Below are 23,241 nucleotides of genomic sequence, written 5' to 3' on the forward strand. Positions count from 1 at the left end.
CGGCACCTATTATTAAATTATTTATTTTTATACCTACATATTAAGTTTTAATATATACTTCACCTATATTTAAATATCGAAATACCAACCTGATAGGTGGTTATTCATCCGCAACAGGAATTTCACTAAAACATGTTGAATTATTTTCGAAATATAATACAAAACAAAACTTATTTCCAAATAGCACTTTTAACGTATGACAGCAACTTTACCTCCCCCCCTTCGCCTGATTTTATCCATGGCACTGTTATGGTTTCTTCAGCTGGTGAGTATACAGAACCTGTATGCACAAGGCAATAACGCTACTCCCACTTTTAACGTGGATCTGACCGCAGACCCGAACGGCGTCTGGACCTCAGAAAATGTGACCAGAAATGGGCAGTTATGCGGTGCAGCCAACAATGAGAATTGCGTTCAGTTCAACATTACCCTGAACAGTAATTCCGGCGGCCTGCAGTTCCTTATTTTAAGTGGACCTGTACCATCAGGCTCTATGGGCTACCAGATAGACTGTGGCCCTCAGGTTCCGGTGGGGCAGCCAATATGCGTCAGTGGTCCGGGGCCACACATACTGACGCTTTGTATGCCTGGTAATGCCAAAGGTATATTCGAAATCCGCTCTGTTCCTGCGTTTAACCCGGTAGGTGACATTTCGGTAACAACGGGCTGCTCTGCTGTGCTTCGGGCGCCCACTGCCTTTCGGGAAGAGACAATCACCTGGAGAGATGTATCAGGACGGGGATATGAAAAGTTCTTGAGCTTCCCGAATGGTAAAGCGAACCCGGTTGTTAGACCCGATGCCACTGCACCTGAATATGTGGACTATGAAGTATGCGGTACTTCCCAAACCTCAGAATGCGCGACCCTGCCCTACTGCGATGTGGTAAGGGTATTTTTCTTTCCACCTCCGGTAGTTACCATCGGACCGAATCCGGCTATTATCTGCCCTGGCGGCAGCAGTGTTGAGCTCTTGGGTAATGTAACGGGTGGTGATGGTGAGTTTGAATACATCTGGACTGACGGTGCTGACAATGTCGTAGGGAATGCGCTGAACTATACTGCTTCTGCCATTGGAACTTATACCCTGGAGGTAAGAAACAAAAATTACCCGAACTGCCAGAAATTTTCTGCTTCTGTTAACGTAGTGACCAACCTTATGGTGAACGCCGGGCCAGAGCAACTCGTCTGCTCACAAAATCCGGTTCAGCTGGCAGGCACGGTAACGGCGGCAACAGGCGGTATCTGGAGCGGCGGAAGCGGAACATTCTCGGATAGAACTGCTTTGAACGCGGTTTACACACCTTCCGCAGCAGACATAAGTGCAGGTTCTGTGAGGTTGACCTTAACTTCAACAGGCAACGGTTCCTGTACCGCTGTAACAGATGAGGTGCTCATCAGATTCTATAATATGAATGTGAGCCTTACAGGCCCAAATCTAAATCTTATTTGTGACGGAAACCTGGCAACCATTACAGCAAACGTAACCGGCGCACAAGGTACCGTTTCCTACCGCTGGAACACAGGTGAAACTACTGCAGCTATCAATAACAAGCCAGCCGGCACTTATACCGTAATGGTACGAGACGGAAACAGCTGTGCCATCGAGAAATCGATTACAATAACACAGGCGACCGGCCCAACAGCGCTGGCAGCTTCTTTGAAAGCTTCCACCTGTGGCAACAGCAACGGCGAAATAAGTATAACGGGCGTAACAGGCGGCACCCCAGACTATACTTATAGTAGAAACGGCACTACTTTCCAGAGCGCACCCACTTTCACGGGCCTGGCAGCTGGAAACTATACCATCACGGTGAAAGATAGAAACCAGTGTACGTTTGTTCAATCATTTACTTTAACGAACAGTGCAGGACCTACGGCTGTAGCGGCAACCTTCCTGCCAGCGAGCTGCCAGAATAACGACGGCAGCATTAACGTAGGCACTGTAACAGGCGGCACGGCTCCTTATTCTTATGCGGTAGGCAACAGCAACTTCCAGACCTCTACTGCCTTTACTGGCCTTGCCGCAGGAACTTACATCGTGACGGCTAAAGACGTAAACGGATGTTCCAAGACTACTTCCGTTACCGTTACGACCAGTATACCGACCAACTTTACCAGCACCTCTACCGCTGCCACGTGCGGCAGCAACAGTGGAGAAGTAACCGTTACCGGCGTAACAGGCGGCATCGCTCCTTATACCTACAGCAAGGATGGAGGAACAACCTTCCAGAACTCGGCAACTTTACAGAACCTGTTGCCAGGGCCCCACACCATCACTGTAAAAGACGACAAGGGCTGCATCATCTCCAAGCAGGTGCAGGTAGGCAATGTTCCCGGACCAACCGACCTGACTGCTTCCATTCAGGCAGCTACCTGCGGTAGCAGCAACGGCGAGATAACGGTAACAGGGGTTACCGGCGGCACCGGCTCTTATACTTACAGCAAAAACGGCATCAATTTTCAGTCTTCCACTGTCTTCTCTGGTCTGGCGATTGGCGCCCATACCATCACGGTGAAAGACGAGAGAGGCTGTACCTATAGCGAAGACGTAGCCGTGGGCAACATTGCTGGTCCGACCTTTAGTGCAACAGCACAGGCTTCTACCTGCGGCAACAGCAACGGCAGCATCAGCATCAGTAATGTAACAGGCGGCGTTGGTCCTTACACCTATAGCAGAGACGGTGTAAATTATCAGACGGGTACCACTTTCACTAACCTGGAAGCCGATACCTATACGATTTACGTGAAGGATGCCAATGATTGCGTTGGTGCCATTACAGTAACAGTGGAAGACATTGCCGGACCATCCGGTTTAGAACTGGAAGTTTATGCTGCTACCTGCGGCAACAACAACGGTTATTTCCGTGTAATTGGCGTAACCGGCGGCACCGGCCCTTATATGTATGCCAGAAATGGCGTACCCTTCCAGGACTATAACACCTTTGGTTCACTCGCACCTGGAGAATACACTATAACTGTCAGAGATGCGAAACTTTGCACATACACCGAAAGCCTCACTATACTGGACCTACCCGGACCCAGTGATTTTGCCGGTATAGTAAAGCCTTCTACCTGCGGCCAGAGCAACGGTGAGATAACCATAACCGAAGTGATAGGTGGTTCCGCTCCATATAGGTATAGCAGAGATGGTGGCACTACTTACCAAAGCAGCAATGTTTTCATCGGTTTGGCAGCAGGCACGCACATTATCACACTAAGAGACAAATCAGGCTGTATACTCGAGGAGGAGTTTGATCTGACTGATATTGCCGGCCCTACGGCTGTGGCAGCTACTTCAATCCCTGCCTCCTGCGCCAACAACGACGGTACCATCACGGCAGGCACAGTAACAGGCGGAACAGCACCTTACACGTATTCCATCGACGGCAGTAACTTTCAGTCGGAGACAGCCTTTGCAGGTGTAGCATCCGGCACCTATTCGCTTACTGCAAAAGACGCCAAGGGCTGTATAGTCACCAGGCAGGTCAGTGTAACGAAAACACAGCCTACTAACTTCACCTTCACTACCACTTCCTCCACCTGCGGCAACAGCAACGGCCAAATAACTGTAACGGGTGTAACAGGCGGAACGGCTCCTTATAAATACAGCAAAGATGGAGCAAGCTTCCAGGATGCTTCCAGCTTCACAGGCTTGCTGGCTGGCGCATACACCATCACGGTAAAAGACGACAAGGGCTGTACGTATGCAAAGCAGGTGCAGGTGAACAATATGACGGGTCCTACTGGTTTAACGGCTGCTGCCCAGGCCTCTACCTGCGGCAACCGCAACGGCCAGATAGTGGTGAGCGCTGTTACAGGCGGAACGGCTCCTTACACTTATCGCATCAACGAAGCAGCCTACCAGGGCTCAGGCACATTCGCTAACCTGCTGGCTGGCACGTATGCCATCTCCGTGAAAGACGATAAAGGCTGCGTGTACACAGAGGAAGTGGTGGTAACAAACATCGCAGGACCTGAGTTTACTGCAGCGGCACAAGCCTCTACCTGCGGCAACAGCAACGGCCGCATCACCATCAGCGGTGTAACGGGCGGCACAGCTCCTTATGCTTACAGCAAGGATGGCACAAATTTCCAGGAAGGCACTACCTTCTCCGCTCTGGCGGCAGGTGACTACATCATCACGGTGAAAGATGCCAACGGCTGCTTTTCTGAAAAGACGGTAACGATTAGTAACATTGCCGGACCAACAGACTTTACACTTGCCAACACCTCCGCTACCTGCGGCGGCAATAATGGCAAACTGGAAGTAACGGGCGTAACCGGAGGAACAGAAAATTACACCTATTCCATCAACGGCGGCAGCTTCCGAAGCGCAAGCACCTTTGGAACATTACCGGCGGGCAATTACACTGTAACGGTGAAAGACGCCAACGGCTGTACCGTCAGCAAAAGTGCCACCATCAATAATGTGGCCGGGCCAACCAATCTTGCCGCCAGCCTCACCGCAAGCACTTGCGGAAACAGCAACGGGGAGCTGATTGTAACAAGCGTAACGGGAGGAACAGAAGATTACACCTACAGCAAAGACGGGGTGAACTTCCAGGCTTCTGCCACCTTCACGGCACTGGCAGCGGGTCAGCACGCGATTACGGTGAAAGACGCCAACGGATGTACGTTTGTGAAATCATTTACCATCACCAACATCGCAGGACCGACAGCAGTGGCAGCAACATCACAACCTGCAAGCTGCCAGAATAACGACGGAACCATAACAGCTGGCACGGTAACAGGCGGAAAAGCTCCTTATACGTACGCTATCAACGGCAGCAACTTCCAAACAGGCGCGACGTTCTCTGCAGTTGCTGCAGGAACCTATACGCTTGTAGCCAAAGATGACAACGGCTGTACAGTGACCAGGCAGGTAACAGTAGGCACTAATGTTCCGACCAGCTTTACCAGCACCAGCACCGCCTCTACATGCGGCAACAGCAACGGGCAGTTTAGCATTACGGGTGTAACAGGCGGAACGGCCCCTTATACTTACAGCACCGACGGCACCACTTTCCAAACTAACGCTACCTTCACTGCCTTGGCAGCAGGAGCGTACCAGGTAAGGGTAAAAGACGCAAAAGGCTGCACCTACACTGGAACAGTTCAGGTAAGCAACATCGCAGGCCCTGCTTTCACAGCTTCGGCGCAGGCTACTACCTGTGGCAACAGCAACGGCAGCATCACCATCAGTAACGTAACAGGTGGCACTACTCCTTATACCTACAGCAAGGATGGCACAAACTTCCAGGCTTCTACTACATTTGATGGGCTGCTGGCAGGCGAATACACGATTGTTACCAAAGACAACAATGGCTGCTTCAGCTCTACTGTCGTGGAGGTAGAGGACATTGCCGGTCCGGACACTTTCGAGTTGACGACTGCTGCCACAACCTGCGGTAACAGCAATGGAAGTATAACAGTAGGTGCGGTAAATGGTGGAACGGCTCCTTATACCTATGCCATTGGCGCTGCCGCCTTCCAAAGCACTGCTACCTTTACAGCAGTGGCGGCGGGCGATTATACCATCACGGTAAAAGACGCTAATGGCTGTACTGTAGCCAGGGAGGTAACAATAGAGAACGTGCCAGGTCCTGCTGATTTTGCAGTAAGCAACACTTCCTCTACCTGCGGCAACCTCAACGGAACGCTGGAGGTAACAGGCGTAACTGGCGGAACAGCACCATATACGTTCAGCCTGAATGGCAGCTCGTTCCAGTCTGCTACTACCTTTGCAGGTTTAGCAGCCGGACAGTACACCGTTACGGTAAAAGACGACAACGGCTGTACGCATGCCAAACGCTTCACCATCTCCAACATCGCCGGCCCAACGGCCATAACGGCCACCTCACTACCTGCCACCTGTGCCGACAACGACGGTACCATCACAGCAGGCACGGTAACAGGCGGAACGGCTCCTTACTCTTACGCTATCAACGGCAGCAGTTTCCAGTCTGAGACAGCTTTTGCCGGTGTAGCTTCCGGCACCTACACCCTTACTGTTAAAGACAACAAGGGATGTACCGTGAGCACACAGGTAACGGTAGGCAAAAATGTTCCGACCAGCTTTACAAGCACAACCACCGCCTCTACCTGCGGCGGCAGCGACGGCCAGTTAACTATAACGGGTGTTACCGGTGGGCGCGCTCCTTATACCTATAGCATAGATGGCACCAACTTCCAGGATGCTGCTACATTTACAGCCCTGGCAGCCGGCGCTCATGCCATTACGGTGAAAGACGCCAACGGCTGTACCTATACAAACCAGGTGCAGGTAAACAACCTGTCTGGCCCATCTGACCTTGTAGCTTTTGTTAGAGCCACCACTTGCGGAGCCCCTAACGGCACAATAAACATCACGTCTGTTAGCGGAGGAAATCCTTCTTATACTTATTCTCTGGATGGTGTAAACTTCCAGAGTGCGGCCTCCTTTGCTGCGCTGGCAGCCGGTGCGTACCAGGTAAGTGTAAAAGATGCCAGTGGCTGTATGTATACAGAAGAAGTAGTGGTAACAGACATCGCTGCTCCAGCCTTTACAGCAACGGCACAGGCTTCTACCTGCGGCAACAGCAACGGCAGCATCACCATCAGCGACATTACAAGCGGAACGGCTCCGTTCTCGTTCAGCAAGAATGGCGTAAACTTCCAGACAGGTAATACTTTCAGCGGATTAGCTGCCGGCACTTATAACATTACGGTAGAAGATGCCAACGGCTGCCAGGGCACTGTCGCTATAGAGTTGGAAAACATCCCAGGCCCGACAGACTTCACCTTGGTCTCCACCTCCTCTACCTGCGGCAGAAGCAATGGCAGCATTACAGCCAGTGCCGTTATGGGCGGAACAGCTCCTTACAGTTATTCCATAGACGGAACCAACTTCCAGAATGCAGCAGCTTTTGAAACCGTACGGGCAGGTAACTATACGCTAACAGTGAAAGATGCCAACGGCTGTATCATCAGCAAAAGTGTAAGTGTAAGTGATATCGCCGGGCCAACCAATCTTTCCGCCAGCCTAACCGCAAGCACCTGCGGCGACAGCAACGGAGAACTGATTGTAACAGGCGTAACCGGAGGAACAGGAGATTATACCTACAGCAAAGACGGTGTGAACTTCCAGTCTTCTGCCACCTTCACGGCACTGGCAGCAGGCCAGCACGCGATTACGGTGAAAGACGCCAACGGATGTACGTTCGTCAGGTCTTTCACCATTACCAACATCGCAGGACCGACAGCTGTAGCAGCCACTTCACTACCTGCCACCTGTGCCGACAATGACGGTACCATTACAGCAGGCGCTGTAACAGGCGGAACGGCTCCTTACACCTACTCAATCAACGGCAGCAACTTCCAGTCTGAGACAGCTTTCGCAGGAGTAGCTTCCGGAACCTATACGCTGACTGTTAAAGACGACAAGGGATGTACCGTGAGCACTGAGGTAACAGTAGGCCAGAACATCCCGACCAGCTTTACCAGCACAACCACCGCCTCTACCTGCAACGAAAGCAACGGGCAGTTTACCATAACAGGCGTAACAGGCGGAACGGCTCCTTATACCTACAGCACTGACGGCAGCACTTTCCAGAACACCGCTACTTTCACGGCACTGGCTGCCGGAGTGTATGAGGTGACGGTGAAAGACGCCAAGGGCTGTGTGTTTACAGACGAAGTACAGCTCAACAATGTAGGTGGGCCTGCCTTCACGGCAACGGCACAAGCCGCTACCTGTGGCAACAACAACGGGCGCGTATCAGCAAGTGGGGTAACCGGAGGAACAGCACCGTATATGTATAGTATAGATGGCGAGACCTTCCAGGCCGCTGCCACTTTCAGCAACCTCGCAGCCGGAACGTACCACATTACAACCCAAGACGCGAACGGCTGCAGCACTGTGCAGTCTGTAGAAGTAGAAGACATCACCGGACCAAGTGAGTTTGAACTTCTGGCAACTGCCTCTACCTGCGGCAACAGCACCGGCAGCATTACAGCCAGTGCAGTAACCGACGGTACGGCACCTTACAGCTACTCCATCAACGGCACCGACTTCCAGGCAGCAGCAACATTCGAGGCACTGGCAGCGGGAGAATACACTGTAACCGTGAAAGACGCCAACGGCTGTACCATTCAAAAAATAACAGTAGTTGAGAATGTGAACGGACCAACAGACTTTACCGCCAGCACCGCTTCTTCTTTCTGCGGTAACCCGAACGGAGAGGTAACAGTTGGTGAGGTGACAGGCGGAGTTGCCCCTTATACTTACAGCAAGGACGGCGCTACTTTCCAGACCTCCACTACCCTGACAGGCTTAGCAGCGGGCGACCATACTGTCATTGTGAAGGATGCTAACGGCTGTACATTCAGCAAGGTCTTTATCATCACAAACATAGCAGGGCCTTCTGCTCTGGCGGCTACATCACAGCCTACTACCTGCGCCGGTAACGACGGCAGCATTACGGTAGGTGAGGTAACAGGTGGAACTGCTCCTTATGCTTACTCACTGGATGGCATAAGCTACCAGTCTGCTACTACTTTTGCCGCTCTGGCTCCACAGGAGTACCAGGTGTATGTAAAAGATGCCAACGACTGCAGCACATCTATTACGGTTGCTGTTAGCTCTCAGGTACTGCAGGAGGCAACATTTGCTGCCACTCCAACGGGCTGTGCGACAAGCACCGGCACGGTAACAGTAACGGCAGTGACAGGCGGAACAGCGCCTTACGCTTACAGCATAAACGGAGGTACTTTCCAGGCATCGGCTCTGTTCGAAAACCTGGCAGTTGGCTCTTACACTATCACAGTGAAAGATGCAGCAGGCTGTACGCTTAGCCGCACCCAGGATGTTGTGAGCACGGGAGGAGCAACTTCCCTGACAGCCACCACCACAAACTCCAGTTGTGGCAGCGCGGACGGAAGCATCACCATCAGCAACGTGAGCGGTGGAAGAAGTCCTTACACCTACAGCGTAGGCAAAAGCCCTTACACTTTCAGCTCAGAAGAAACCATTTTCCAGGAGCAGGCAGTGTTTACAAACCTTACCGCAGGTAACTACCAGATTTTTGTGAAAGATGCGGAAGGATGTATATACGAGCAGACAACCACTATCGACAGCAATGACGAACTGGCCAACCTGCAGGTAAACGTAACGCCAGTTGGCTGTGACCAGAATAGCGGGCAGGTGCTTGTATCAGGCCTTACAGGTGGCACGGCTCCTTATACCTACTCGCTGGATGGTATAAACTTCCAGGCTTCTGCCACCTTCACGGGTGTGGCCGCTGGCCAGTATGAGCTGACGGTAAAAGACGCCACCAACTGCAGCATCACAACTACAGTGGAGGTAGGAACGGTAAGCAGCACGCTGGCGCATGTAAAGGACGAGACTTGCTTTGGAGCAGCTGACGGCGAGATTGCCATCGCGGTGACCGGCGCAACAGACGAGACCGAATACAGCATCGACAACGGCGCCAGCTACCAGAAAGAAGCAGTGTTCGCTAACCTGCCGAGAGGAGTTTACCAGGTCATCACCAGGTTCTCTGCCACCTGCTCCATCACCATCGAAACAGTAGAGGTAACAGGACCAGCGGAAATAATTGCCTCGGTAACACCACTGACGAAGTCGCTTGGTTTAGAGAACACAGGCAGCGCTGCTATTACGAAGGTAGAAGGAGGCGCAAAACCTTATTCTTATAAAGTAGACAACGGCGGCTTTACCACAGCTACAGAGTTTAACAACCTGAGCAGCGGCACGCACACCCTGGTGGTGAAAGATGCGAATGGCTGTACCACAGAAGTAACCTTCACCATTGAAGCGCTTGATGATATCGAATTCCCGAACGGCTTTACGCCAAACGGAGATGGCCTGAATGACAAATGGGCAATCAAGAACCTCTCTACCCTTTACCCGCGCTGCAGAGTAACCGTGTACAACCGCTGGGGTAGCCTGGTGTTTGAATCCATAGGCTACAACAAAGAGTGGGACGGCACCTTCAACGGCAAAAAGTTGCCGGATGGCACCTACTACAGCATCATAGAATTTGGCGACGGCCGGGCCCCTATGAAGAAGTCTTTGACCATCATGCGCTAACCTCAAACTTATTATTGAATCGTTATGAAAAAATATAGTATAATTTTCCTCTTTCTGCTGTTTGCCTCGGCTGCAGTTGCCCAGCAGAAAGCTTTGTACAGCCAGTATATGACCAATTATTTCCTGCTAAACCCGGCTGTTGCCGGGTATAGCAGAGACATAAACTTCAAAGCAGGCTACCGCAACCAGTGGACGGGTTTTGAGGGTGCGCCCTCGACGTTTTACGTGAGCGGGGAAGCGGAAGTGTTCCAGGACAGGCGCAGGAAACGCAGAAGAGGCAAGCCATACCATGGTGCCGGAGGGTATATCTACAAGGACATCACCGGCCCCACAAGCCGTACAGGAGTACTTGCTTCCTATGCTTACCATGTACCGCTAACCAGAGACATATACCTGTCGTCGGGTGTGTTTGCGGGGGTGCAGCAGTACAGCTTTCATGCAGATAAAATTCAGCTGGCTGATGGCTCTAACGACCGGGACCCGGTAACAAGAGGCGGCAACGAAACGGCTTTTATGCCCGACCTGAGCGTAGGTACTTTTTTACACTCAAAAGAGTTCTTTGTAGGAGTATCGCTTTTCCAGGTGCTTGGTAATAAGATTTTTGAGTTCGAGAATTCACAGACACCCAGCCGCCTGGCCCGCCACCTGTTTGTTTCCGGTGGGTATAACTTTGAAATAAATCGGAACATCACGCTGGCACCCTCTGTGTTGCTGAAGTACGTAAGCCCTGCTCCGCTGCAGGCTGACCTTAACGTGAAAGGTATCTATGATTTCAGGAACAGGCGCATAGGCCAAAGCGACAAAGCATGGGTGGGCCTTTCGTATCGCACCGAAGACGCCGTTGTAGGGCTCCTGGGGTTTGAGTTTATGGATCAGTATGAGCTAAGCTACTCTTACGACCTCACAGTGTCTCCGATGAGGCACCACAGCTCCGGCTCGCATGAAATCATGTTAGGCTTTCGCGTAAAATAAACGAGTTTAGCCTCTTATATTAAAAAGAAAACCTCCAGCGCTTTTGTGCTGGAGGTTTTCTTTTTAATAGCTTTGACAAGCAAGGCACCTGCGTCAAGCGATACTTCACTATATACTTCTCGCGGAAACCTCAATTTCGCAAAGAATGCAACGTAAAAATTTTGCACCCTTCGCGGTGAAAGTAATCACTACTCCTCCACCTCCTCTTCCACAGACTGTTGCTGTATTGGCGGGGCAGGTCTGTAAACGGCCAGCAGTGTGCCAACCTTCGAGTTCAGCCCCATGAGGGGCGAAACGACAACCACCCGCTCCTGATTTGAGTCATCTACAACAGTAGAATCAATAGCTAGATACTCCGGGTTAAAATGATCAGAGAAGGCGGCTCCGGTAAAATTCTGGTCGGTGGAGCTGATGATGGTACCGTCTGCATCTGCTACTACCAGTAAGGCGAACCTGTCTTCCTGCACAAACTGAAACAGATACTGATCAACCTGCTCGGTGTTGCCTGACAGCAGGGCTGTTCTTAAGGCCCAGGAAAAAGGCTTCATCAGTGTCTCGAGAAGGTACCTGTTGTTCTCCGATATCTGCTGGTTGGCTCTTTCGATGACAGCCGCCCGCTCCATCGCTGCCTGCTCCCGCTCCATCGCTGCCTGCTCCCGCACATCGTTCAGCTGAGACTCCTTGTACAGGTACAACCCTAATAGGAGCAGCAGCAAAATAAGCGAAACAAAAACAACAGGTTTCTTTAACTGTTCTACAAACTTATTCTCGCCTGAGTTTCTGTAGGTGTTTTCAGGTGCTCGCTTCGGAGGGTTGTTGTCATTATCCATAGTTGATCTAATTTTTAGAATTCGTTAGCGTTATTATTCGATTATCTGAACTTCTACTTTTCGGTCTAACGGATTTTCCTTTTGAGAAGATTCTTCATCCCCTCTGTATTCAGTACGGATACGATCTTCTGCTATTCCCTGGTCCGTCAGAAAATCGACCAGCCCCTGCACCCGCTTGCGGCTTAGCGCCAGGTTATAGGCGGCGTTCCCGGACCGGGAGGTATAGCCGGTGAGCTTCACTTCCGTGTCCGGGTTTTCCTGCAGCGTTTTTAAAGCCTGATTTAAATCCCGAAGGCTTGCAGGAGGCACACTGTGTGCGTTAATAGGATAAAAAACTGTGGTGGTATAGTCTACAAGCGCTACTTCTGGCGCTACTTCGGCCGGCGCAATAACCGGAGCAGGGGCTGGTGCAGGAGCAGCACTTGCATTCTTCAGCAGGGCCAGCTCTTTTTCATACTGGTTCAGGCGCTGCAACATACTGTCGTTGAGCGCTGCTTGCTGCTGCAGGTACTGCACCATGCTGGTGTCTATGGCAGCCGCTGGTACTGTTACTAAGGAGTCTCCGGTGGTTTGGGGCACTGCCTGCATCGAATCTATCCTGCCCTGAAGCCTCCTGTTCTCAGCATTTACAGTCGTTAACCGGATTCGCTCCTCACGAAGCTGCGCCGCTTCCGCGTTCTGTACGGTTGCAGACCTAGTCGCTGATGGAACGTATACATTCCGCTCTATTACACGCGCTGTTTCCTTTGCCCGGACAGGCGCTGCCTCCTGTGTCCTGACCGGAGCTCTCTGATCTGCTCTGACAGGCGCTGCCTCCTGTGTCCTGACCGGGGCTCTCTGGTCTGCTCTGACAGGCGCTGCTTCCTGTGTCCTGACCGGGGCTCTCTGGTCTGCTCTGACAGGCGCTGCTTCCTGTGTCCTGACCGGGGCTCTCTGGTCTGCTCTGACAGGTGCTGCCTCCTGTGTCCTGATTGTCGAGGATTGCTCTGTTCTGGCAGGGGCTTCTTCCCGGCTAATTACTGGATCTGCTTGTTCTCCCGTGGCTGGAGCTCTGCGTTCAGTTCTGACTGGGGCTGCTTCCTGGGTTGTAACCGGAGCTCTTTCTATCGTCGTAATCGTAGTTGTGGTGATAACAGAATCCTGCGTTTGCACCCGCTGCTCTGTGACTACTGCAGGTTGGCTTTGTACTACCACCGGCTCTTCAACTGCTTCGCTTCTTTCCGGTGCAACAGGGGCAGGCTGTATAGTATTATCTCCTACTACTGAATCAAGGCGTATAATGGTGCGGGCTGAAGAAATTGTCTGCATCTCGCTGGTGGTGGTGGTGTCGGTAATTTGTGTTGGTTCGGCAGGAACTAAGCGGTGCCTTCTGATCTGCGCCAGCGAGCTGCTGGTATCAGCATCCAGCATGGTGCCTGTGGTTGTGATAGTATCTGCAGGTGAAACAATGACTCTTCTGATAATAGTCGGCTGTTCCACATTCGCAGCATCCGGCGCAGTGATTACCTGCACCCTTTTGGGTGCTATTTTCAACATCATTTCCAGCTCATTCTGCCGCGGCTGGTTTAACCCCTGCACTGTCTGGAGCAAGGCTACATCGCCGGAATAGAAACGCGGTGCTTTGAAAGTCGATTTCCGGAAGCCGAAGCTGTAACCTATTCTTATACCCGTGTGCAGGTAAGCATTGTTAAAGTCGTTCTGCTCGAGAGCCGCCCCCTGCAGATGCGACTCTGCCAGGTATACCGCCTCTGTTTGCAAAGCCAGTTGCCACCGTTCTGACACTCTGAATTTCAGTCCCATCCCGAAGGGTACAACGGACACATGCCGTGATTCCGCAGTCATGGTGCCACTAGTAGTTTCCAGGGTGCTGAGACCGTATCCACCGAAAAAATAGGGCGACACCAGGGCAGACGTGTTAAACATCCAGCCGTTATCGGTGTAGAAGTAGGCGCGCAGGGCTGCCATGCGCACGTCCGTGGTAAAAGGGTTCAGCTGCTGGTTATTTCCCCGCACCTCTCCCATAGAATAACCCAGCGACAGCCCGAAGGTATTCCCGATGCTGCGGGTTAGTTCCAGCCTGTGAAGCAGGTTGTTATTTATCTTGAAATAGTCAGGGGAACTGTTCTCGTCGTTAGCATAGTTGGCGATACCAGTATAGCCGCTTAGCTGCCACTTGTACAGGCCATGCTGTGCGCTTGCCACCTGGCAACTGACCAGGAGCAGGCAAATCGTTAGAAAATTTTTCATGGCTATCGGTTTAGGTCAGCCCAAAAATTCAGCTCCAGGCTTAAGCCTATAAACGGCCTGACATACACCCGGTCCACGTTAAAGTCGGAGATGCTATTGCCGCCCTGATCGCTTTGCAGCACGGTAGCTCCTGCATTGATGCGTACAAAAGGAAGTGCTCTATACCCCAAGGCTACGTAAACAGGCCGCTTTACAATGGGACCGGTGGCCACATTGTCTTCCCCGAACTCCAGGTTCTGCAAAAACACGCCTGCCGAGATACTGGATTTAGACCAGAAATCGGAGGAAAAGGCTGCCCTGCCAAACGGAATAGAGACACCGGCATAGGGTGCGCTGGCCGAAACGAAGTTATCAAAATCGCCGGAGTAGTATACCCCGCCATAGCCTAAGTTTATAGCGATGATGTTCCTGGTTTTCTCGGTGGCGTAATCAGTTATTTTTTTACTGTCTGTTAAAGCGAGCAGCTGTGTGTTGGCGTATTGTGCCACTTCCTGGTTCACCATCACCTTAAGGGCCTCTATCTGCTCCTGCGCATATTTTAAACGGAGAGTCCTTTTGTCGTCTTCTTCCCGTGCCAGAATGTTCAGCCTGGCTTTTCTGAGTCGCAGATCATTTATCTGCTCCAGTTTGTTAAGCACGATATCAGAGAAGCCCTGAAACTCGTAGTTGATCTGGTTTTTGTAGAGTTGCAGTCCCTGGTTTACGATAGCGTTCATGTCGCTGCGCATGTTTTTGGGGTGCTTCCGCAGTTCTATGCTGTTTTTACTCACTACAAACGATTGGTCGATATAAGAATCCAGGGCTGAACTAAGCTGGCTTAAAAGTAGCCGTTGCTGCTGGGCCGAAGCTGGCTCATAGTAATTAAGGACAAGCGTATACTCCTCATTTCCGCGCAAGGGGTAATTAACGGGCAGTGTAAACCTGCTGTCGGAGCTGGATGCACCCTTCTTCCAGGCATTTTTGTAGAGCGGATCTTTGTTTGTATCGGGAGAGTCGTAAATAGCGACTTCTACCATACCAATATTGCTTCCCACATCGCCGGTCAGCATCAGATTGCTTTCGGCTGGCAGGGGCTGGCCTTCGTTAAAGTAGGTTCTGTCGTAGTTGAAGACCACTGTCTCGTACTGGGCGAAAAGCGGGTAACTGCATAAGAACAAAAGGAAAAATGTGTAGATTTTTTTCATCGGTTAGGTATTAGTGTAACAAAAAGGTAGCAAGAAGCTCAGGTGAGTTAGGACGCACAGAGGCGATTTGAAACGGGCTTAGTATGTTCACCTGTGCAATGTGAACAGGGTTCAGCGGGAAATGTTCTGAAAAAATCTATATCCGGATACATGCTTTTTGTAATCTTCTGTTTCCCATGCTTATATATCTCACCTTAGCGTTTCCGAAGGCAGAAATTTGCACTTCTCCTTGGTTCATGCAAAGCACCTGTTTCCGCTGTCAGCGGTTGATACCCAACACATACCCCTGCCGGGATCCTTGAGAAAGCGGTACACATCAAGCTAGAAAATTTACTGCAGAAGCAGGCACAAGTGGCTACGCTGAAAATTTGCGCCAGTGGGATTCTATGGAAAGCAATAAAGGGTGCTTTTGCCGGTATCAAATACGCCTATATTTGTATACGTGCTTTTGTACTTTCGGGTGGTCTGCAAAAACAGGTATAACATTTTGGCTGGTTGAGGTTTTTCTGGATTTATTTTTCCCGGAGCTTTTGTGGATAATGTGACTCGTGCTTCGTTGCCCCTGCCTGCAGCGGTTGTGTCTCTTGTTTTAAAACTTTTCTTCTTCTGGCATGTATCCGGCATCCGCTCTCGCACCCGAAAATGACACAACACGATAAGATTGAAGATTTATACCTGTGAGAGTATACGGGGCGATTTCTTTATAATATACAGTTCTTTGTTTTTACATATTAATACCTATATTTACATATATAATACATAACATTGGGCTGTACAGGATTAAAATACAGTATAGCTGAATTGTTAAACGTCAGGATACAACCCTATAAAAGGCTAAACCCATAGTATATCAATGATAAATTATAATCCAGAACAACCTTTTGCTATACTAAAATAATTTGGGAATGTAGACAGGCGTGGCAAGCTGATAAAACTGACCACGGCTAAACTTAAAGCGTTCCGAGTTCCTGATGCCTGCTGTTCATACGCTGATAACTGATAAATTAAAAACCGTTTTAACTCTTAGCCAAATGAAAGTATACAACTACTCCACCAGTGACATTGAATCAGAAATGGTCATAAACGCCCTTCAGAAGTGCTACGAGAAACTGCTCAACGCGGCCAACAAAGCAGACGCAGACGGCAAAGAGTACATCAACCACGCCGCCAGCTCTTATAAAAAGCTTCACGAAAAGTACAAAGGCGATTACGAAAGGCAGCAGTTAGAAGCCGCAGAGGCAGCAGACAAACCACATGCTAACCTAAAGGTTGGGTAACGTGGCGCAGCAGCTTTAAGGCCAATATATAACACCAGTATATAACATAAGAGCGGGGCAGCCCCGCTCTTGAGCCACGGATGGCTCTTAACCAGGTGAAGCTGGATGAAAAGCTCTACGATACCGCTGGCCCGGGATTTACTCCTGCCGTATTTACGCTGTTCTGAGAGAGCAACCTGTCATGAATCGTAGTGATGGCAACAGCCAGGGACACCCTTGTTAGTTAACCAGCGATAAGAGCCAGGTTTCTGCGTCAGCATCTTCCTGGAACGTCCTGATCTCGAACTCGTCGTCTATCTGTTGGATTAGTTTTTCTATGGTGAGTGTTGCGTAGATACTAGAGGGCACTACCTGCGCCAGGTACTTTAAGCCCGCGGCTCTCATTAGGGGAGCCCATTCAGTTTCTGCCCATTCCAGCGCCATGTCCCAGGAGCCAATTACTTGTTTGTTACTGTTGAGCAGTTTAGAGCAAGGCTGTTCCTTTAGCATCTCCAGTAGTTTATAGCCACCCTCCTTCACCGTCTCCACCGACTGCACGCCATACCACTGGGAATAGATAAAGGCGTTGCCTTCCATTCTTTCGGCGGTAAAAAACATATCCCCGAATACTTTTTTCAACGTAACCTGCTCTTCCATTTAAAGATAATTTCTTTAATTCTAATGGCAGATACGCTGAACGGAGCGAATAGGCTATTTCCCGGCTAAAGTAAATTGACGCAGCCAGGCCTCCGCCTCGGCTTTATCATCAAAAATCTTTACTTCAAACGCCTTCAGGTTAGAGTAGAAGGAGGTGGCAGTGACTTCTGCAAAGGATGCCGGGTTGGTGATGAGGGCGAAGTGTTTTATACCTGCTCTGGCAGCCTGTGGCCCCCACTGGTTTACCACCCAGTCAAGCGAATGATCCCAACTACCAATTATCTGTCTGGTGTCGTTTAGCACACAGTTAACCCCTGCTTCTTTCACAGCCTCGGTGTAAGCCAGTGCACCTACCCTTATATTCTCTTCTGTCAGGTACCCGTTCCAGTTGGTGTGCACCCACCTGTTCTCCTTGTCTACGGTAACAGTAAGGAACACCTTCCCAAATGCATTTCTAAATTCCTGTTTCATTACTGACGATTTGACTGCAATTTAAGCATCAGGTTTAAGTATTCGGCTGTAATTTAAATCTTTAATTTAGTGTGCCTGCATAATTACAACGGAAAAACGAATTCATACTACTGCCATGGCTTGGCACCGCCAGCCAGTACTTGCAGCTTATGTTATTCGTCACCGTCTCAATACTCCCAGTAAGAGCTGCAAGCGCGCACCAGCGGGGGGTATTTTACAGTTGTGGCATTTGCCAATGAACTGGATTCGGCTATTGGAAAATCGTATATAAGTCCATAAGTTTAATGTACGCCCTTCGTTATACCTGGAACAACGGAGGCGGCGGCAGGCAAGCGAAGGGCTGAATCTAACCAAGGGCGATAACGTTATAGTTCTAACAGAAAGGAGAAAGAAAGATGAAGCTTACCATGGTTGTGAGTGAGGGTGCCAATGGGTTCTTTATTGGCAAGATACAGGAGATACCTGCTGTTCTAACGCAAGGCCGCAGCATTGAGGAGGCACAGGAGAACCTACAGGATGCGCTAGCGCTGTATCTGGAGGATATGCGGGAAGAGAATGCTACCGACAATGCCGTTTGGAAAAAAGACATAAACTTGGTATAGCGGTTTGAAAAGAGATTACTCTCGCTATTGTGAACTTAAAACTCTTTTCTTATTCACGCAGCTTCTCCTCTTGAATATGCAGTAGTTAGAGCTCGAATTAGGGGGAATAACAAATTTCAAACGAGTATAAATACTTTCCTTTTGAGAACTTAAGCATTTTTTATATGATTTCTGTAAACAGGATCATAAAGTTTCGCTAGTATGTCTCTTTTGAGGTTCACTTTATTAATTAATGTAGAGCTTGATTGAAGTATCGCAATCCCTATCAATATTTTTGGTAAGGGGAAAACATTATCTTTACCAGGAACGGTAACATATGGAGCCACTTTTGCAGGGGCACCTGCGCTCTCCGAAATATATGTATAATTTTCAATTACTAATTTTGCAGATGTTAGACCAAAGGAATGCACAACATTGATAACGCTTTTTTTGGTCACATCGAGCATCCTAGGCCATAATGCAGCAACTTGCCTACCTATCCAATCATCTGCTTTCCAAATATCAGTGTTACTGTAAATTAGTTCATCGATACATTTAGCAGACCCATATTTACCTAAAAGCCAAAGAGAACCTATGAATCGTATTGGACCATCTTTGGCAAGTGAAAAGGCAAGACTCCTTTGACGCATTACAAAGTTGATAGTTGAATCTGCTTTCCAGTTTAGTAGCACCTCTACTACACCAAAAAAACTTTCATCATCTAAGGCCTCAACTGCATATTTATGCAGGAAGTTCTCCCTTTTAACTGACCATCCTAGTTTAAAAAAATATCGTAATATAGAGGCTCTTAATTCTGGACAATCATAAAATATTTTATAAGACAAACCCTCCAGAAAAGGATCTTTAATTAATATTGCAAGGGTATAGTATCTCTTTATTACTTTTGACCATTGCCCATTTATTTCTTTTTGCCTGAATTTGTAAAATCGTCTTTTAAGGAACTTTTTATCTTGACTAAAATCTCTTTTATTGTTGATCTTAAAATTTAAACCATTACTTAAAATCGTAAGGAACCTATTTTCACCCAATTGAAAATGTTCAAAGGCTTGATTAGCAGTTAAAATTTTAGTTTTTGAGCTATTTAAATGCAACCCTCTACTAAGTAAAAGCTCATCAATATTTCTTAATAATTTTTTCCCTTCTTCCTTACTATCACATCCAAAATCAATATCATCAAGCCATCTGACAAAATTGTTGCCTGTTTCGAATTTTAAATATTCATCAATTTCAAATAGAAAAGCATGAGCAATAAGTCTAGGTGTATTCAGGTTTATCTGAGGAAGTCCTTTGCCTAAGAATGGGAGATAATCGGGTCGCCAAGCAAAACGTTCTAATAGAAAAAAAAGAAAGTCTAAGAATATCTCAGAGAAATGGCCAATACTTGCTAAAAAGTTTCTTAAGTGTGAGAAATCAATATTATCATAATAAGAAGAAACATCAGTAACAACAGTATATAGTTTTTCTTGTGAAAACTCTAATATTCTCCTTTGGAACTCAGGCCATAGAATCCACCACGCGTAACCAAAAGTTTCATCTACATCTGTAGGCGATTTGGGTTGGGAGTGTTTCCGGCTATAAAACGCATTACTGCTAGGCTGAGCACTACGGATCGCCTTCTCTAGATATGTTCCAATAGTTTCAAGAACTAGTGAATCAGTAGGGTTAACAAACACTAAATGTCTGGAAACACCTAAATTCTTTTCACTTCTTAATCTTAATGATCTAGTAGGCTGATAGATTCCCAGCCTCACTGAAGTGATAATCGTATCTATTCTGTTATCAATATTAAGATGGAAATCATAATTATCATGAAGGTCCCTTATTGGTTGATCTCTAAGATTATACCTAATATAACCCTTCCAGAGTTCCTTCATTACCTTTTTATCGAAGGCTTTAACTAGCTCATCCTCTCTACTACGAAATCTATCGGTTTTATACATCCAATTTAATATATCAATACAAAAGTATAATTTAGCTCTAATATAGATTACAACCAATACCGCAGCAGTTCAAGACCTCATGCCCTCACATAATGCAGCTTTAGCATCAAAAATAATTATACTGTTGCTTTTTTTTGTATTTTTACCACAAACTATTTATAAACAAAATTCATGAAAATCAAATACACAAACTTTAAGTTAGCTCAATTGAGAAAAGACGGCTTATACTGTCCCACATGTGGTAAAAAGGTCGAGGAATGCAAATATGGAGGCAAACACCCTCTAAACAGCTAATTCAATTTGGCACGAGCTATGAGCTCGTGCCTTTTGTACCATTGCACAGCTTCATATTCCGCATAAGTAACGGTATTGGCCGCAAGTATATATTAATAGATAAATAGAAAACCACCACAGCAATAAATAAAATTATTTAAAGAATAAGAAAAATTCTATAAAGCACCTGTTTTGCAATGTGAAGGTACTGAAGAACTTGATTATTAAATTCTAACCATGATAAGACAAATTCCACAGCAGTACATTGTCGCAAACATTCAAAAAGCTCTGACTAGAGTCACTTTTAAATTACCTACTTCTGTTGATACAACTTGTCCACATTGTAGAAGAAAAGTCAACTATCATATTGAATGGAATACTCAATTAAATACGGCAGTTAATCATGCTAATTCTCATTGCCCAGCTTGCCAAGGGCAAGTGAGATTTGTACAGATAATTGACAAGGCTGCGGATACTACTATACTTAGCGGGGAGCTTTATATACATCCAGGTGCAGAGCTAAGACACCCTCTTGAAGATGCTGATACTTATATGACAGATGGTTTGGCAAGAGCATATTTTTCTACCATTAATGTTCTAAATGCTCAAGAATGGACTGCAACTTCAGTCCTGTGTAGGCGTGTTTTGGAAGGCATAACCAAATCCAAATTGCCAAATGATAAGAATAATAAACCTCTAGCTAATCAGTTAAAAGCTCTACCAGATCATATGGATTTTAGCAAACCTATACTTACCCTTGCTGACGCAATAAGGAAAGGAGGTAACTTAGGAGCCCATTTCGATTTAGAAAAAGAGCCGAATGAAGAAATATCACAACTTATGGTGGATTTACTTGATTACTTGATCGAGTACCTCTTCATACTACCTAGTAGAATTGAAAGCCTTCACGATAAAATTGAGGAGCTTTCCAAATCTACACCGCCCAATGAAGGCAGTTGAATCTATTTATTGCCCCGCCGGCACGAGCTTGCGTTTCTTCTACACAGCCACAACTCTAGCGTAAATAACAGCACCATTTAAAAGCTTGCGCCGACGAATAAATATAAGAATAAGACATTCCAGTTTCTGGACCTCCAGCGTCTCATCCAATCAACCAAAACACTACTTCGCTGAAAGGAGTAAAAACACCAGGAGCTTTAAGCCAGAAAAGCTATCTCCCGATTAGGAATGAAAGTAGACGTAACCGATTATCAAAAGATTCTGAACCAGATTCAGAGCGAGCTCTCTGAAGTAAAAGTTACCGGGAAGGTAGCGTCCTATATACCTGAACTGGCCAAGGTGCCGGCAGATAGGTTCGGGATGCACCTGTATAACCTGGAGGGCGAAAGCTTTTGCTTTGGCGACAGTGATGCGCGTTTTTCCACTCAAAGTATTTCCAAAGTACTCTCCCTGGCACTGGCCATGAAAACGATAGACGATGATTTGTGGAAGCGCGTTGGGGTGGAGCCATCCGGAGCTAAATTCAATTCGCTGTCGCTGCTGGAAGATAATTTCGGTATCCCCCGGAATCCTTTTATCAACGCCGGAGCGCTGGTGGTGGCCGATGTACTGGTTTCTAACTTTAGTAATCCGAAAACGGCCTTTCTTACCTTCCTGCACGAATTAACCGGCGACGATAGCATTGCATACGATGAGGTAGTGGCTGCCTCTGAAAAGTCGGAAGGGTACCGAAATTTTGCCATGGCCAATTACCTGAAGTCTTTCGGAAACTTAGAGAACGATGTAGAAGAAGTATTGGACTTTTACTTTCACCAGTGCTCCATCGCCATGTCCTGCAAGGAGCTGGCCCAGGCATTTATCGTGTTCGCCAACAAGGGGAAGCTACTGCATTCAGACCGGCAGTTTCTTACCGGGCAACAGGTAAAACGCATCAACGCGCTCATGCTCACCTGCGGCTTCTACGATGAAGCAGGCGAGTTCAGTTTTGAGGTAGGTTTACCCGGCAAAAGCGGCGTTGGCGGCGGTATTGTAGCCGTGCACCCCGGCCATTATGCCGTAGCTGTGTGGAGCCCGCCGCTAAATCCCAAAGGCAATTCCGAACTGGGTATGGCCGCCCTGGAAAGACTGACGACGCTAACAGGCTATTCCATTTTTTAGCCCTTCTTCTGCCCCAACTGGCGCGAATTGCAAACGCGCACCAGCAAATTGGCTAACTTCAGCGGGTTCTCCCCGTTTAATAAAGCTGTAGTAAAAAGGAGACCGTGTAAAGCATTACACCCTCCGTTAATCCTAAAAATAAACGAATTTATGAATTATACAGAGAATTTTGAAGGTATTAAGGTAGATGTACAGGCAGTAGACATATCTATATCAGATGACGTGCAACAGTTTATACGCGATTCCATTTCTAAGCTAAAGCGCCACGGCACGAAAATAGACTCGGTGGACGTATACTTAAAGGAAGAAACAAACCACGCTACTGACTCCAGAAAAGTAGGCATGCGTGTGGGTATACCCGGCAATGATGTTTTTGCAGAAGACAAAGGTGACAACTGGTATGAGTTACTGAAAAGCGTGGAAGAGAAGTTAAAAAAGCAACTCGATAAGCGCTAATCTGAAAAGAATATTCTAATAAAAGCATCCCGCTGCTGACCAGGAACTGACCTGCGCCGGCAGCGGGATGTTTTTGTTTTAATCTGCACTTCCAGTTGTACAGTTGCTATAAAACTGTTGAAAGATTTATGTGGAGCCGTTGTTGGTG

General features: G+C 48.1%; 13 protein-coding genes. 7 read left to right on the forward strand and 6 right to left on the reverse strand.

Annotated elements, in window-relative coordinates; translation table 11 throughout:
• Positions 1 to 196 precede the first annotated feature (196 nt).
• Both E1919_RS08565 and E1919_RS08570 read left to right on the forward strand, forming a co-directional pair.
• Entirely contained in the window at positions 197 to 10,087 is a 9,891-nt protein-coding gene (locus E1919_RS08565) for a T9SS type B sorting domain-containing protein (protein WP_162052936.1), read from the forward strand.
• Between the two features lie 24 nt (positions 10,088 to 10,111).
• Entirely contained in the window at positions 10,112 to 11,059 is a 948-nt protein-coding gene (locus E1919_RS08570; protein WP_162052937.1) for a PorP/SprF family type IX secretion system membrane protein, read from the forward strand.
• Positions 11,060 to 11,247: 188 nt separating this feature from the next.
• Here the strand turns inward: E1919_RS08570 and E1919_RS08575 are convergent, their stop codons facing one another.
• From E1919_RS08575 to E1919_RS08585, 3 genes are read right to left on the reverse strand one after another with little or no spacing between them, the layout of a single operon-like run.
• A complete protein-coding gene (locus E1919_RS08575; RefSeq protein WP_162052938.1) occupies positions 11,248 to 11,889 on the reverse strand; it encodes a PDC sensor domain-containing protein in 642 nt (213 codons plus the stop codon).
• Between the two features lie 33 nt (positions 11,890 to 11,922).
• A complete protein-coding gene (locus tag E1919_RS08580) occupies positions 11,923 to 14,136 on the reverse strand; it encodes an OmpA family protein (RefSeq protein ID WP_162052939.1) in 2,214 nt (737 codons plus the stop codon).
• A 2-nt stretch (positions 14,137 to 14,138) separates the two neighbouring features.
• Positions 14,139 to 15,320, reverse strand: a complete 1,182-nt coding sequence (locus E1919_RS08585) for a hypothetical protein (protein ID WP_162052940.1) — start codon at positions 15,318 to 15,320, stop codon at positions 14,139 to 14,141.
• A 1,031-nt stretch (positions 15,321 to 16,351) separates the two neighbouring features.
• Between E1919_RS08585 and E1919_RS08590 the strand changes: the two genes are divergently transcribed.
• Positions 16,352 to 16,597: a hypothetical protein gene (locus E1919_RS08590; RefSeq protein ID WP_162052941.1), complete on the forward strand. Its 246-nt coding sequence runs from the start codon at positions 16,352 to 16,354 to the stop codon at positions 16,595 to 16,597.
• A gap of 219 nt (positions 16,598 to 16,816) precedes the next feature.
• On the opposite strand, the gene E1919_RS08595 is transcribed toward E1919_RS08590, so the two are convergent.
• A complete protein-coding gene (locus E1919_RS08595) occupies positions 16,817 to 17,233 on the reverse strand; it encodes a hypothetical protein (RefSeq protein WP_162052942.1) in 417 nt (138 codons plus the stop codon).
• A 54-nt stretch (positions 17,234 to 17,287) separates the two neighbouring features.
• Positions 17,288 to 17,704: an STAS/SEC14 domain-containing protein gene (locus E1919_RS08600; RefSeq protein WP_162052943.1), complete on the reverse strand. Its 417-nt coding sequence runs from the start codon at positions 17,702 to 17,704 to the stop codon at positions 17,288 to 17,290.
• Positions 17,705 to 18,099: 395 nt separating this feature from the next.
• Here E1919_RS08600 and E1919_RS08605 point away from each other — a divergent pair, with 395 nt between their 5' ends.
• Positions 18,100 to 18,306, forward strand: a complete 207-nt coding sequence (locus E1919_RS08605; protein WP_162052944.1) for a type II toxin-antitoxin system HicB family antitoxin — start codon at positions 18,100 to 18,102, stop codon at positions 18,304 to 18,306.
• Between the two features lie 149 nt (positions 18,307 to 18,455).
• Here E1919_RS08605 and E1919_RS08610 read toward each other — a convergent pair whose 3' ends face one another.
• On the reverse strand, positions 18,456 to 20,246 hold the full coding sequence (locus E1919_RS08610) for an RNA-directed DNA polymerase (protein ID WP_162052945.1): 1,791 nt from the start codon (positions 20,244 to 20,246) through the stop codon (positions 18,456 to 18,458).
• A gap of 510 nt (positions 20,247 to 20,756) precedes the next feature.
• Here E1919_RS08610 and E1919_RS08615 point away from each other — a divergent pair.
• From E1919_RS08615 to hpf, 3 genes are all read left to right on the forward strand, one after another.
• The gene (locus E1919_RS08615) at positions 20,757 to 21,479 is read left to right on the forward strand and encodes a DUF4145 domain-containing protein (RefSeq protein ID WP_162052946.1); all 723 of its coding nucleotides are present in this window, start codon (positions 20,757 to 20,759) and stop codon (positions 21,477 to 21,479) included.
• Positions 21,480 to 21,707: 228 nt separating this feature from the next.
• Positions 21,708 to 22,637 (forward strand): glutaminase, encoded by a 930-nt coding sequence (locus E1919_RS08620; RefSeq protein WP_162052947.1) that lies wholly within the window; start codon positions 21,708 to 21,710, stop codon positions 22,635 to 22,637.
• 150 nt (positions 22,638 to 22,787) lie between these two features.
• Positions 22,788 to 23,093 (forward strand): ribosome hibernation-promoting factor, HPF/YfiA family, encoded by a 306-nt coding sequence (gene hpf / locus E1919_RS08625; protein ID WP_162052948.1) that lies wholly within the window; start codon positions 22,788 to 22,790, stop codon positions 23,091 to 23,093.
• Positions 23,094 to 23,241 lie beyond the last annotated feature (148 nt).

It is taken from the genome of Pontibacter pamirensis (assembly GCF_010015475.1).
Classification (GTDB): domain Bacteria; phylum Bacteroidota; class Bacteroidia; order Cytophagales; family Hymenobacteraceae; genus Pontibacter; species Pontibacter pamirensis.